At 41.1% G+C, this 16,188-nt stretch carries 4 protein-coding genes and 1 pseudogene; all 5 read left to right on the forward strand.

Going from position 1 to position 16,188, the window contains the following annotated elements; translation table 11 throughout:
* Positions 1-28: 28 nt before the first annotated feature.
* The gene (locus tag G9G53_RS23800) at positions 29-499 is read left to right on the forward strand and encodes a Wadjet anti-phage system protein JetD domain-containing protein (RefSeq protein WP_029515261.1); all 471 of its coding nucleotides are present in this window, start codon (positions 29-31) and stop codon (positions 497-499) included.
* Positions 500-1,042: 543 nt separating this feature from the next.
* Complete coding sequence (locus tag G9G53_RS23805) at positions 1,043-1,351, forward strand: hypothetical protein (protein ID WP_185156378.1); 309 nt, start codon at positions 1,043-1,045, stop codon at positions 1,349-1,351.
* A gap of 491 nt (positions 1,352-1,842) precedes the next feature.
* Positions 1,843-2,751 (forward strand): annotated as a pseudogene (locus tag G9G53_RS23810) (aminotransferase class III-fold pyridoxal phosphate-dependent enzyme); the annotation flags it as partial.
* Complete coding sequence (locus G9G53_RS23815; protein WP_165150681.1) at positions 2,744-11,383, forward strand: non-ribosomal peptide synthetase/type I polyketide synthase; 8,640 nt, start codon at positions 2,744-2,746, stop codon at positions 11,381-11,383. The pseudogene G9G53_RS23810 and the gene G9G53_RS23815, both read left to right, overlap by 8 nt.
* A 42-nt stretch (positions 11,384-11,425) precedes the next feature.
* The coding region (locus G9G53_RS23820; RefSeq protein WP_165150683.1) for a non-ribosomal peptide synthetase at positions 11,426-16,188 on the forward strand (4,763 nt) is incomplete at its 3' end.

Below are 16,188 nucleotides of genomic sequence, written 5' to 3' on the forward strand. Positions count from 1 at the left end.
TCAATCCTTGTACGGAATTGAATTACAAATGGGTGAATCTCTCCCGGAGCGACTATTCTTTGGTGTGACGGTTCACTCGCAATTAATGAAAGCAGGCCGCGTGATAGATTTGAGGGCTGAACGCATTCTTATCATTGGAAATAAAACTGTATTTCATGAATATATCCAATCGTTATCGAGAATTGGTAATTTGTTAGAGAAGAAGATCATTGTTGTTTATCTTGGAAGTTTTCCAGGACCGGATAAACGATTTTTTCTTCGGCAAATCCAAGATAAATTTGATAAAAATGGTCTTCAAATTGAAGTTCAGTTTTGGGGCGACATCGATTGGGGAGGGTTCCAAATATTCCGGCATTTGCAAAAATCAGTGTTTCCACAACTACGACCCTATCGTATGGATAAGACTACTTTCCATCAGCATTTGGATTGGGCAGAAACCTTCACTGCAGATTATCAAGTCAAATTGGAGCAGCTACTGGAAAACACGGATAATTCCTAGTTTCACGGATTAATTCGAGAGATGTTGTGTACGGGCAAGCGTTTAGAGCAAGAAGCTATACTATTATAAACTGTATTTCAGCCACTGGTTGTTGCCGAATTCTATAAGATTCGTGGTAATACTTTGTATTGACAGTGTATTTCACAATAGCCGCGACTTTTGCGGCTTTTTTCATTTATTGTTATTAGTTGTTTTCTTGGACTGGGACAAAAATCAAAATTGAGCCTTCTATTTTTACCATAAAAATGCAAGTAAATCCGTAACTGGCCGATCAAGGAAACAAGGTTGTTACCAGGTTGGTGTAGAGCAAGGTAACGTCTGGGTATCTTGGCGGCTTATTTAAATGGGGGATGAAGAGCCAGTTGCAGACTACATTCTCAGTTCCCGGCTACAGCAAGCGATCAAAGCGTGATCGTGTGCTGACACCGGCGGTTACTCCTATTCGTGGTCGGTGGAAATTTCTCTTACGGGGTCACCGCTTGCGGCATGTTGTTAATCGGGGTCGGGACCGGTTTATTCCTTACCCCCAATACGACGGAGATCATGTCAAGCGTTCCGGAGCAAAGCCGCGGGGTGGCGAATGGACTGCGGTCCATGCTATATAACTTGGGTCAAGTGCTGAGTACGGCTCTTTCTTTAACCATCGTCGGCGCAGCGCTGCCAGCCCACCTGAAGAACGTGCTGTATTCCGGAAAGAATAATGTGATTTCTGCCGTTGATTTTGCTTTCGTCATTCACGGTTACCGCTGGGTCATCATCGCACTAATAGGGACTTCTCTACTCGCTCTTGCTGCCTCGTGGTTCCGTCCGCAACAGAAAAAAGCTTACGAAAGCTCTTCAGCGGCCTCTTGACTTTGACGCATTGATGCCGCGTCAATCCGTCCGATCCTCATCGATCGGTCCTGCGGCTGCCGCCATAACCCCAGCGCGTCCGGTAAGCCCAAACTTCTGGAGCTAGCGATATATATCCGGCGGGTAGTGGAGCGTTGACGATAATATTGCTTACCAACCTGTAACTAAAGAAGTTTTTATTAGAAGGATACCTTTTTACTTCTACAAACCCGATACACGCTCAAAAAATGTAGGTGGCTTCCTTGCTATAATACGTTGCTCTCATTTTAAGATTTCCAGCCTGATAAAAATTTCAAGTAAAGTAGAACTTATGACCTATTGGAATTATTTTCATATTACTGTATTATCATTGAGTGTAAACATGATCGATCAGGACTTTTTAAAAGAACACATAAAGGATAAATACGGATACGAAAGACTCATCACTTATTTCTCAAGACATGAAGTAATTGGGGAAGAAATTTTTCCGTATCTTGGTACTGCCATTCACTAAACGGACTGGTATATTTGCGTTTATGGGAGGATTTCACGGAATGTCGCTGGGGAGTCTGGCTGTTACCAGCAACATTCAGAAAAGATCTTCCTCCGGCATAGCATTATCCGATGTTACCTTTTTCCCATACTCCGAGAGTCCAATTGACTCATTCGATACTATTGAATACATGGAAGCCGTTCTAAACGACGGTCACTCGGGAATCGAAAAACCGGCGGCTATTATATTTGAAACCATTCAGGCGGAAGGCGGCGTAAATATAGCTTCACCCGAATGGATGCTCAGGCTGAGGGAACTTAGCGACAGACACGGTATTCTACTGATTTGCGATGACATTCAGGTTGGCTGCGGACGCACCGGACCGTTCTTTTCATTTGAACGTGCCGGGATGATCCCTGATATTGTACTGCTTTCCAAGTCAATCAGCGGGTATGGCCTTCCCATGTCTATTCTGCTGATGAAACCGGAACTTGATGTCTGGAAGCCTGGTGAGCATAACGGTACGTTCCGGGGAAACCAGCTTGCTTTCATTGGAGCTACAGCTGCGTTGGAATATTGGGAAATGAATAATTTGGAACAGTCTGTGAAATATAAGGAAGCATTTGTAAGAGAATATTTAACCAAGCAGATTTTGTCATTACATAAGGGCCTGACCATTCGGGGTGCAGGTTTGATTTGGGGTATTGATTTTTCCAATGTGGAGGATGAGCGAATCACGCAAAAAGTAGTAGAGGAATGTTACCAAAACGGTTTAATCATCGAAAGCGCAGGAAGAAAAGACAGTGTTATAAAACTTATGCCTCCGTTAACCATCGAGCTTGAACTTTTGCAGCAGGGTTGTTCAATTATCAGACAAGCTATTCAAGAGAATATAAATAAAGTATTGGAGGTCGAAAGTTATGGATAAAATCGCCATTATAGGAATAGGATGCCGTTTGCCAGGAGGAATAAGGGGGCCTGAGGAGTTCTGGGAAGCATTGACTGCGGGAAAAGATATGACTTCCGATTTACCCGAAGGCCGCTGGGATTTAGAAAAGTTTTATGATCCTGACAAATCAAAGCCAGGCAAGCATTACACCTGTCATGGTGGATTTTTAGATAAAATAGATGAGTTTGACCCTTTGTTTTTTGGTATTTCTCCAAGGGAAGCGGCCTTTCTTGATCCACAGCAAAGACTGATGCTGGAGACATCATGGGAAGCAATGGAAGATGGAGGCTTGGATCCGGCCAAGCTAGCAGGAACCAATACCGGTGTCTTTGTAGCGGGCTTCACCCTTGACTATCAAGCAATACAATTTAAAAACGAATCGGTTGAAAGTTTAGATACACATTCGGCAACGGGTATGATGATGACAATGTTGTCCAACAGGATTTCATATATATATGATTTCAGAGGTCCAAGTTTGTCTGTAGATACAGCGTGTTCGGGCTCTTTGGTTGCAACACACCTTGCATGCGGGAGTTTATTGAATAATGAATGTAATCTCGCAATAGCAGGCGGAGTAAGTGTTATAGCTACACCTGAGTATACCATAGCGGAAAGTAAGGGTGGTTTTTTATCTCCCGATGGACGGTGCAAAACTTTCGATTCCAGTGCAAACGGTTATGCAAGAGGAGAAGGAGCCGGCGTTGTGGTTTTAAAACGCCTGTCAGATGCTATCGAAGACGGAGATAGGATTTATGCCGTAATAAGTGGATCGGGTGTAAACCAGGACGGCCACACAGACGGGATTACTGTTCCAAACGGGCAGGCTCAGGAAAACTTAATGAAGGAGGTATACAAAAAGGCAGGAATATCACCTTCAGATATAACATATATTGAAGCTCACGGCACCGGCACTCCGGTTGGAGACCCTATTGAGGCTAATGCAATAGCACGAGTGGTTTCAACAGACAGGCCAAAAGATAAAAAGTGTATTGTCGGATCTGTTAAGACAAACATTGCCCACCTTGAGGCCGCTGCAGGAGTTGCCGCACTGATAAAAGCTTCACTAATCATAAAGCATAAGCAAATACCTCCACATCTGCACTTTAAGAATCCAAACCCTAAAATTCCCTTTGACGATTTATGTATACGAATTCCTCAGACCCTGGAGCCTTTGCCGCAACCCGCATTGGTTGGCATAAATTCATTCGGTTTTGGAGGAACAAATGCCCATATCCTCTTGGAGGAAGCTAAAGATCTCCAAAAACAGGGTACTCCTGAAGTTAATGTAAATACCGGATGGCCATATATGATTCCCATATCTGCGCGCTCAGAAAAGGCGCTAAAAAACTATGCGCAAAAGTATGTTGATTTTATTAATGGAAGTGGAGAAAGTATTACTTTATATGATATTGGAAGCATGATGAGCAAAAAGCGCACCCATCATGACTATAGACTAGCGGTTTCGGCATCTTCAAAGGAAGAACTTGCAGGAAACCTGGAAGCGTATATTAAAGGACAAGCACGCCAGGGGATGTCTGGCGGAAATGTTGAGGCAGGAAAGTACAATAAAGCTGTTTTTGTATATACAGGTATGGGGCCCATATGGTGGGCTATGGGCAGACAGCTCCTTGAAAAAGACCCTGTGTTTAGAAATATGATAGAAAAATGCGATAAACTTACACGTCAGTATGCTGGATGGTCTCTACTGGAGGAACTTCTCGCCGATGAGGAGAATTCACGTCTGGACCAGCCCCAGTTTGCTCAACCTGCCAATTTTGCTGTTCAGGTGGGTTTGACTGAAGTATGGAAATCCTTGGGTATTATACCCCATGCGGTGGTAGGACACAGTGTTGGAGAAGTGGCTTCTACATATGTTGCAGGAATTTACAGCCTTGAAGATGCCATGTTGGTAAGTATTCACAGAAGCCGTGCACAGCAAAAAGCAGTAAACAAGGGCACAATGCTGGCGGTAGGTTTACCAGAAAAAGAAGTTGTGGCCCTGCTGGATGAGAACATAAAAGGTGTTTCAATGGCAGCAATCAATAGCCCAAATTCGGTAACTTTGTCAGGTGATCCTGATGCCCTTGAGCAGATCCAAAAACAGTTGCAGGATAAGGGGGTTTTTGCGCGGCTTTTAAAGGTCAATGTAGCGTATCACAGTTACCAAATGGAACCATATGAGCAGGAGCTATTGGAGGCATTAAAAGGAATAAAGCCCCAGCCTGCCGGGATACCGATATATTCCACGGTTACAGGGAAAATGCTGACGGGTACAGAGTGTGATGGACATTACTGGTATAAAAATGTAAGAGAGCCGGTACGTTTTGAAGCAGCAATGTATGAAATGATTTCGTTGAATTATAACTTATTTATTGAGGTGGGCCCTCACCCTGTTTTAGCAGCTTCTATTTCTGATTGTCTGTCAGCTAAAAACGTTGAAGGTAAGAAGTTGTTCTCTATAAAAAGAAATGAAAACGAACAGGTTTCAATACTGGAGAACTTAGGGAATCTATATGCACTGGGATACCCTATAGATTGGAACAAGATTTACCGGTACCAAGGTGAGTTTGTAAGTCTCCCTCTTTATCCATGGCAATGGGATAAATACTGGATGGAAACGCAGGAATCAAGTGAATTTAGGCAGGGAAAAAATAAGCACAAGTTTTTAGGACGCCGTTTGAAAACTTCCAGCCCTATATGGGAGATTGAACTTAATACTACCTATATGACGTATCTTTCTGATCATAAAATACAAGGTATAGAAGTTTTCCCCGGAGCAGGGTATGTAGAGCTGGGAATGGCTTGTGCCAGAAGCTATTTTGGAGAGGGTTTTTATACAGTTGAAGATATAAAGTTTGAAAATGCTTTATTTTTAAATCAAGGAGTATCACCTGTGGTGCAGGTGGTTTTGGATCCAAAAACCGCGAAATTCGAGATTTCAAGCAGGATACCGGGACAAGATAAGACTTGGACATGCAATGCATCCGGCACAATAAGAAAACGGCAAAACATAAAGATCACTGCTAAAGATGAGTTGATTCAAATACTTGGCAATTGTACCAAAGAATACGGAAAAGAAGTATGTTATAAAACCTTCTATCAAATGGGTTTCCATTATGGTCCTTATTTCCAAGGTATAGACAAGATATGGAAAGGTGATAACGAAGCTCTTGGCAGGATCGAGATCCCTAAAATACTGGAGATTGATAGCTCTATCTACGGTCTTCACCCGGCGGTATTGGACGCCTGTTTCCAGGTTACCATTGCGGCAGTTGCACCACTTAATGAAGATGAAAATAACGAAGGCCAATCATTCCTACCTGTAGGAATAGACAGGGTGCAGCTTTATGGAAGGCCGGAGCCTGTCATGCTTTGTCATACGCAGATGGTAGATAGGAAAGATAATAATTTGAACGCCAACATCCGTCTATATAGTGAGGACGGAAATCTAATCGCCGAAATACTGGGCATAAGAACTAAGGAACTTGGAAATAGTGGAGGGTCTGATGCTGGAAGAGTTAAGGATTATCTTTATGAGATAAACTGGGAGCTTCTAAAAAGTGAAGAAGTTGATACCCGCACAGCTGCTGCTAACTCTGGAGCATGGCTTATTTTTGTGGATCATAAAGCAGCAGGAAAAGAACTGGCAAATCTCCTTGAAAAAAGGGGAGAAGAATGCTTTATGGTATATCCTGGTGAGAATTTTGGTTGGCAGTATGAAGAGCGTGAGATATATATAAACCCTCGAAGCATTGAGGATCTTAGAGCGTTGTTTGGTGAATTCTCAAAAATTAAAACGAAGCTAACAGGTATTGTATATATGTGGAGCCTCAATATCCTTGAGATCCAGGAAGTTAGCAATACAGCTATAGAAAAAGCTTGTTTTGAAAACCTGTTTGTATTAAAACACCTGGTACAAGCAACCACAAATCTGGGATTAAATTTTAAGCTGTGGGTTATTACAAGAGGAGCCCAAATGATCAACAGGGCTACTCCAAATTCTGCATTCTTACAGTCGTTGGTATGGGGCCTTGGCACCGTCATAGGTTACCATGAGTTGCCTTCAAATTGGGGAGGCCTTGTAGACCTTGACATAGAGGCCAATGCGGGTGAAATGGAAATGCTGTTAAAAGAAGTCTTAGGTAATGGAGAGAACCAAATTGCTTTCCGTAATGGGAATAGACTTGCAGCAAGAATCGATAAACTGCGGATTGATATGCAGCATCAAGTACCCGTACATCTTCGCCCCGATGGAAGTTATGTTATTACAGGTGCTTTTGGTGGCATAGGTATGATTACAGCCCAGTGGATGGTTGCCAAGGGAGCAAGACATCTGGTACTGCTTGGACGCGGAGAATTTCCAAAACGTTCTGAATGGAACAATGTAGAGCCAGGCAGCAGCCTTGCAGAGAGGATTGAGTTTGTTCGTAAGCTGGAGTCCCAGGGGGCAACAGTATATATTGGATCAGTGGATGTAACTGATGAGGAAAAGCTTGCTGGATTTTTTAAAGATTTTGATAAGGAAGAAAGGCCTCCTATTCGAGGTGTTGTACATTCTGCTGGTATTACGGATGATCAATTTCTTGAGGTTAGTAAAGATGAGACTTTTTATAGGGTCCTTTCGCCTAAGGTAAATGGTGCATGGAACCTTCACCGTATGACAGAGGGACGGCCTATTGACTTCTTTATTTTATTTTCTTCAGTTGCTTCTGTATTTGGTTCACCAGGCCAGGGAGCATATGCAACTGGGAATGCCTTTTTGGACTCACTTGCACATTACCGTTTATCGAGAGGACTTCCTGCACTGAGTATCAATTGGGGACCATGGTCAGAGGTTGGAATGGCTGCAAGGTTTATGGAACGTGATCCGGAGTATTATATACAAAAATCCATAGAATCTGTAACGGTAGAAAAGGGAATTAGGGCTATGGAGCACCTTGTTGGAGAAGCTGTTGCACAGTCTGTGGTTCTACCTATACTCTCGTGGCAAACGTTTGGGGAAAAATGGTTCTCACCCATGAGTTCTCCACATGTGCTTAAAACTCTTTTGCAAGATGAGTCAGGACAACAAGAGAATATAAATAAATCAAAGGTGGATGTTGATATCCTGGAGGATATTATTTCATCTCCAATACAGAGCAGGCAGAATATCGTTGAAATGCATATTAAAACAATAGTAGCGAAGGTTTTGCGTTATAATCCTGAGGATCTAAGTACCAAACAACCACTAACTGTTTTTGGGATGGATTCATTAATGGCCACCGAAATAAAAAACAGGATGGAGGTTGCCTTTAAAACACCTGTTTCCATAGTAGAACTTCTTAAGGGTTCCAGCATATACGATCTCTCCGAGCAAATGATATCAAAGCTATACGAATCGGGAAAGATTTCAGAACAGGGTTCCCTAAATATGGGTAAGGCTGAGCTTGAAAGAATACCTAAAGTTTCTGAAAAAGAGTACTATGAAACCTCATCTGCACAAAAGATGATGTATATCATTAATAATCTTGAGGGTAACAACATTGGGTATAACATACCTGTGGGAATTTTATTTGAAGGTGGGATTGAAAGGGTTGCCCTTGGGGAAGCATTAAAAACATTGATACAAAGGCATGAAGCATTTAGGACATCCTTTGAGATGATTGATGGGGAGCTTGTGCAAAGGATACAAGATGAAGTTGATTTTACTATAGAATATTTTGAGTCTGAGGAAGACGGAGTAGAGAAAATAATCGATGAATTTGTAAGACCGTTCGATTTAAGCAAAGCACCCTTAATAAGAGTAGGTCTTATAGAAATCCATGCTAGCAGGCAAATACTTTTGCTTGATGTACATCATATAGTCTCGGATGGAACTTCAATAATCAGGACTTTTGATGAAATAGTTTCTATATTAAGTGGTGAAAGCCTTCCGGCAATGGAGGTGCAATATAAGGATTTTGCCCAGTGGCAGAATGGCTTGTTTAGCACTGAGGTTTACAAAAAGCAGGAAGAATACTGGCTTAATAGGTTCAAGGGTGAAATTCCTATCCTTGATATGCCTACAGATTATCCTAGGCCTGTCCTTCAAAGCTTTGAAGGAAATAGGTTGCTATTTGATTTAGACAGTCATTTGATGGATAAATTAAATGTACTTTCCTCCCAAACAGGAGCCACCGTGTATATGATACTTCTTGCGGCATTAAATACACTAATGTATAAATACTCAGGACAGGAAGACATAATTATTGGTACTCCTATAGCGGCAAGAACTCATTTTGATACTGAAAGAATACTGGGGATGTTTATAAATACCCTGGCATTAAGGAATTTCCCAGAGGGAAATAAGGCCTTTACTGAGTTCTTGGAAGAAGTAAAAGAAAGCTCCTTAGAAGCATATGAAAATCAGGAATACAGGTTTGATCAGTTTGTGACAAAACTTAACGTAAAGAGAGATTCAAGCAGAAATCCTTTATTTACTGTTATGTTTAATATTGTTCCTTCTGATGAGCATATTATGGAACATCGTGGTGAATTAAAGTATTCCAAATATCCGGTTGAAAGTAAAACATCAAAATTTGACCTAACATTCCAGTTGATACCAGATGGTCATAATATAATATTATGGATGGAATATGCTACACGTCTGTTTAAGAAGGAGACGGTAGAAAGGCTTGTTCAGCATTACTTTAATATCCTTGAAGAGATAACCTCAAACCCTGAAAAAAAACTATCAGAAATCAATATGTTATCCCAAGAAGAAAAGGAGCGAATAATATACGGCTTTAACGATACGAAGGTTGAATTTGAACATCACCTGACGGTACACCACCTGTTTGAGCAGCAGACGAAAGTACGTCCAGACAATATAGCAGTAGCGTATGAAGGCCGTAGATTTACATATGGCCAGATCAACCAAAGGGCAAACAGGATAGCAAGGTACATGCTAAAGGCTGGCACTGGTAGAGAAGAAGCCGTAGTTGTCATGCTGGAGAGGGGACCCTTATTTGTAGAATCGGTACTTGGTATATGGAAAGCAGGGGGGGCTTACATACCTGTAAATCCAAAATACCCTACACAAAGGGTGCTTGATATATTTAAGGAATCTAAAGCTGCCTATGTGTTGACCTTATCAGATTATGTGACCCAGCAGCTTAGTGAGAACTATAAAGGCCGAATTATATACCTTGACCAGTGTGAAAAAGAGATTGAGGCTGAAAGTGGCGAAAACCTAGATCTAGATATAGACATAAATAGTTTGGCCTATGTTATATATACATCTGGTTCAACTGGTGTACCAAAGGGAGCTATGATAGAGCATCTTGGCATGATAAACCACATCCATGCGGAAATAAAGGAACTTTGTATAACTAACAACAGCATAATATCCCAGAACTCGCCTCAATACTTTGATGTATCTGTATGGCAGTTCTTTGCAGCCCTAACCATAGGAGCTCAAATTATCATCTATCCAGATGAAATAGTAAAGGATGTTGCAAGGTTTACGAATCGGATCATAGAAGATGGCATAACGGTCCTTGAGGTGGTACCTTCATACCTTGCTTTAATGCTTGAGTATGTGGAAAATACAGGGAATAAACCTGAAAAACTTCATTACTTGCTGATAACGGGAGAAACCGTAAAATCCGGCATAGTAAGGAAATGGTTTGACCTATGTCCAAATACTAAAGTAGTTAATGCCTACGGACCTGCAGAGGCAGCGGACGATATTACTCTATATACTATGGAAGCTGCTCATGAAGGAGAGAACATTCCTGTAGGCAAGCCTATACAAAATATGAATCTATATATAACAGATAAAAACATGAACCTGTGCCCTATCGGAGTAAAAGGAGAGATCTGCGTCTCTGGAACAGGTGTAGGAAGGGGTTATTTAAATGACCCTGAAAAAACAGCCCATGTATTCCTTGAAGATCCTTTCAGAGAAGAAAAGGGGATAAGGCTGTACAAAACAGGAGACCTGGGAAGATGGCTGCCTGACGGGAATATCGAATTCCTGGGCAGAATAGACCATCAGGTTAAGATCCGCGGATACCGAATAGAGCTTGGAGAAATAGAAGCTCAGCTTCTAAAACATTCTTCAATAAAAGAAGTTGTGGCAGCAACAAGGGAAGACCCCCAAGGGAACAAGTACATCTGTGCATATATAGTTGGAGAAAGTGAATTGACAATACCGGAATTAAGGGAGTATCTCTCCAAAGATCTGCCAGACTACATGATCCCTTCATATTTTGTACAGTTGGAAAAACTGCCTTTATCAGCGAATGGCAAGGTAGATAGAAATGCCCTGCCTGCCCCTGATGGAAATATTAATACAGGGGTAGACTATGCTGCACCATTCGGTGAAATTGAGGAGAAGCTTGTACTGATATGGAGCCAAATCCTTGGAGTCCAGAAGATTGGAGTAAATGATAACTTCTTTGAATTAGGAGGAGACTCATTAAAGGCAACCAATCTTGTATCAAGGGTTCATAAAGAATTTGACATAGAATTTGCATTAAAAGAAGTGTTTATGGGTCCTACAATTTCGGCAATAGCAAAAAGTATTAAAAATAGACTTAACGATACAGTGGAAATCGAAGAAATTTTAAGCATGATTGAAAATCTATAAATAGGAATTAAAAGAGATGAAATAGAGAAGAGGGACGAAGTTATGGATAATTTGATGAAAAGAATAGAATCTCTTTCTCCAGAAAAAAGAAAGCTATTTGAGACGATGCTAAAAGAAAAAGGAAAAGATGTTTCAAAATATACGCCAAATGCCTTTTCTGGAATACCTTCTGCCAGAGAGCAGGAATTTTACCCTATGTCATCTGCCCAGAAAAGGCTGTATATACTAAACGAGCTTGAAGGAGCAGGTACTGCATATAACATGCCAGGCGTCGTACTGCTGGAAGGAAACATTGATGCAGTACGCTTCGAACAGGCATTCAAGGAGCTAGTAAAAAGACATGAGGCTCTGCGCACATCATTTCATATGGTTGAGGGTGAACCAGTACAAAAGGTTCATGATTACGTGGATTTCAGTATTACGTACCTGGAACTGGATGAAGAAAAAGCAGCAGAAATAGTCAAAGAATTCATAACGCCCTTTGATCTTAGCCAAGTTCCATTACTGAGAGTAGGACTTGTAAAAACGAACGAAGACAGGCGTGTTATGATGTTTGACATGCACCACATAGTATCAGATGGTATATCAGTCAATATACTTATGAGTGAGTTTTTGGATTTGTACCAAGGGAAGACCCTTTTGCCACTACGGATACAGTACAAGGATTTTTCTGTATGGCAGAAGGAGATGTTTGCCGGAGACTCAATAAAGAAGCAGGAAGAATACTGGCTCCAGACATTTAAGGGTGATATACCGGTACTGGATATGCCTACTGACTATCCAAGACCGGCGGTACAAAGTTTTGAAGGAGATGCTGTAAGCTTTGAAATAAACCCTGAACTTTCAGTCAAACTAAATAAGCTTGCAACAGATAATGGAGCTACCTTATACATGGTACTGATGGCTGCATATAACGTACTCCTGTCCAGATACACTGGACAGGAAGACATCATAGTTGGAAGTCCTGTAGCCGGAAGGCCCCATGCTGACCTGCAGGGTATCATTGGTATGTTTATAAATACCTTGGCCATAAGGAACTATCCTGAGGGAGAAAAGACCTTCGTCCAATTCTTGCAGGAAGTAAGGGAAAATGCGTTTTTGGCTTTTGAAAATCAGAACTACCAGTTTGAAGAACTTGTAGAAAAACTTAATCTCATGAGGGACATGAGCAGGAATCCTCTTTTTGACACTATGTTTGCACTGCGCACTTCAAACAAGACAGAATTTGCAGCATCGGGTATAAACTTCAAACAATACAACAACTGGCTGGAAGGCAGAAAGGCAAAATTTGACCTTATGCTTGAAGTGGTAGAGGGTCCAGAAGGTATAACATTTAACCTTGAATATTGTACCAGGCTGTTTAAGAAGGAGACAATAAAAAGGTTTGGTACCCATTACATTTCCGTTCTTGAAGAGATAACGGCATGCCCTGAAAAAAGGTTGTGGGAAATTGATGTACTGTTACAGGAAGAAAAACAGCAAATCCTATATACCTTTAACGCTACAGAGGCACAGTATCCTAAAAACAAGACTATCCATCAGCTTTTTGAAGAGCAGGCAGAGAAGAACCCTGATCATGTAGCTGTGGTATTTGAGGGTAAAAAGCTTACATATAGTGAACTCAATAAAAAATCAAATGGGTTGGCCCATGTATTAAGGGCTAAAGGAGTCAAACCGGACAGTATCGTAGGTATTCTGGCAGAACGCTCACTTGAGATGATAGTAGCAATCCTAGGGGTATTAAAAGCAGGAGGGGCATATCTTCCCATAGATCCAGATTATCCTGAGGAAAGAATAAGTCATATGCTGGAAGACAGCCGGGCAGTGATCCTGTTGACCCAATCACATTTTATAGACAAATATACATCAATAGGTACAGTAATAAATTTAGAAGATGAGCAGGAATATTCAGATGAACAATATAACTTATCGGAGGTAAATAAACCTTCCGATCTAGCTTACTTAATATATACCTCAGGCTCTACAGGTAAACCCAAAGGGGCAATGATAGAGCATAGAAACATAGTAAGGCTGTTATTTAACAGTAAAATGCAGTTTGATTTTAACGAAAATGATGTATGGACTATGTTTCATTCTATGAGTTTCGATTTTTCCGTATGGGAGATGTACGGGGCGTTGTTATATGGGGGCAGATTGGTGGTAGTTCCTAAAATGACAGCACGCAGCAATGTAGAGTATCTGAGACTTCTAAGGAATGAGAAGGTGACCGTATTAAATCAGACACCTTCAGCCTTCTATAATATAGCCAATGAAGAAGTATCATATGAAGAAAAAGAACTTAAGATAAGATATGTCATATTCGGAGGGGAAGCATTAAAGCCTGCATTGTTGAAGGAATGGAGAAAGAAGTACCCGCAGACTAGACTCATCAATATGTATGGAATAACCGAGACAACAGTGCATGTCACATATAAAGAGATAGAAGAGGAAGAAATTAGATCTAATGTGAGCAGCATAGGAAGGCCTATACCAACCCTTACAACATATGTAATGGATAAGAACATGAAAGTTGTTCCCATTGGAGTAGCCGGAGAGCTTTGTGTAGGAGGAGACGGAGTTTGCAGAGGATATCTTGGAAGACCGGAGCTTACAAAGGAAAAGTTCGTTCAAAATCCGTACAAGCCGGAAGAGAGGTTATATAGATCTGGAGACCTGGTCCGGTTATTATCTGATGGAGAAATGGAATACCTGGGTAGAATAGACCACCAGGTAAAGATAAGAGGCTTTAGGATAGAGCTTGGTGAAATAGAAGCACAACTGCTAAAGCATCCTTCAATTGAGGAATCTTTGGTGATTGCAAAGGAAGACCATCAGGGCAGTAAATACCTGTGTGCATATATAGCGGGAGAAAATGAGCTGACAATATCAGAACTAAGGGAGCATCTCTTAAAAGAACTGCCCGAATACATGGTACCATCATACTTTGTGCAGCTTGAAAAAATGCCATTGACAGCTAATGGCAAGATAGACAGGAAGGCATTGCCTGAACCCGAAGGTAATATAAATACGGGAATAGAGTATGAAGCGCCTATAGGCGAATTTGAAGAGAAGCTTGCACTGATTTGGCAAGACATCCTTGGAATTAAGAAGATAGGAAGAAATGACAACTTCTTTATGTTAGGTGGACACTCTTTAAAGGCTACAAGCCTTGTAGCGAGAATTCACAAAGAGTTCAATATAGACATGCCTCTTAAGGAAATATTTAAGGCTCCAATTATAGCGGAAATAGCAAGGTATATGAAGGAAGCAAAGGAGAGTATATATCAATCCATCCAAACTGCTAAAGAGATGGAATACTACCCTATGTCATCAGCCCAAAGAAGGCTGTATATATTAAATCAGTTTGAAGGAGCAGGGACAGCATACAATATGCCAGGCAGCTTGCTGGTTGAAGGCAGTATTGATCTGGAGCTTTTTCAGAAGACCTTCCAACAGCTTATAAATAGGCATGAGACCCTTCGAACATCTTTCCATTTCATAGAGGGTGAACCCGTCCAGAAGATCAATGATCCTGTGGGTTTTAGTGTAGTGTATCTAGAATCTGACGAAGAAAAAGTGGGGGAAATCGTAAAAGAATTTATAAAGCCGTTTGATCTTGGAATTGCTCCGCTGCTAAGAGTAGGCCTTGTGAAAACGGGAAAAGACAAGCATGTCATGATGTTTGACATGCACCATATCATATCTGACGGTACGTCCATGGATATACTGGTACATGAGTTCATGGATATGTATGGAGGAAATAACCCTTCTTCCCTCCGTATACAGTACAAGGACTATTCTGTTTGGCAGAAGGAACTATTTGCTGGGGACAAAATAAAGAAGCAGGAGGAATACTGGCTCCAGGAATTTAATGGAGAAATTCCTGTGCTGAATATGCCAGTAGATTACCAAAGGCCTGCGGTTCAAAGCTTTGACGGAGGTTTTATCCGTTTTGAAGCAGGCAGTGAGCTTACGGGAAAACTTATTAAGCTTGCAAGGGATAATGGGGCTACTCTTTACATGACATTGCTTGCTTCATACAACATACTGCTGTCTAAGTATACGGGGCAGGAAGATATTATAGTGGGAAGCCCTATAGCTGGAAGACCTCATACAGATTTACAAGACATAATAGGTATGTTTGTAAATACTTTAGCCATGAGGAACTATCCCCAGGGAGAAAAGACCTTTGCTGAGTTTCTAAAGGAAGTAAGGGAAAACTCTATAAGGGCTTATGAAAATCAGGACTACCAGTTTGAAGAACTGGTGGAAAAGCTTAATGTAAAGAGGGATATGAGCAGGAATCCTCTTTTTGATACTATGTTTGTATTGCAAAATACCGGCTCATCAGAATTGAAGATAGATAGGCTTAAGTTTATACCCTATACAAATGAATTTAGAATATCCAAATTTGACTTGACATTAAATGCTCGGGAAACCCAGGAAGGTATTGCATTTGATTTGGAATATGCCACAAGGCTGTTCAAGAAAGAGACTGTAGAAAGGTTTGCAGCCCATTACCTTAATGTTCTGGAAGAGATAACGGTTTATCCTGGAAAAAGGTTGTCAGAAATTGATATGCTTTCACAGGAAGAAAAGCAGAAAATACTATATGACTTTAACGATACAAAGGTCCGGTATCCTAAGGATAAGACTATACATCAACTGTTTGAAGAGCAGGTAGAAAAGACACCCAATAATATTGCTGTAGTGTTTGAAGATAAACAGCTGACTTATAAGGAAGTAAACGAAAAGGCAAACCAACTGGCCAGAAAATTAAGAGAAAAGGGAATAAAACCTGATAG

It is taken from the genome of Paenibacillus sp. EKM206P (genome assembly GCF_011066155.1).
GTDB classification, from domain to species: domain Bacteria; phylum Bacillota; class Bacilli; order Paenibacillales; family Paenibacillaceae; genus Paenibacillus; species Paenibacillus polymyxa_D.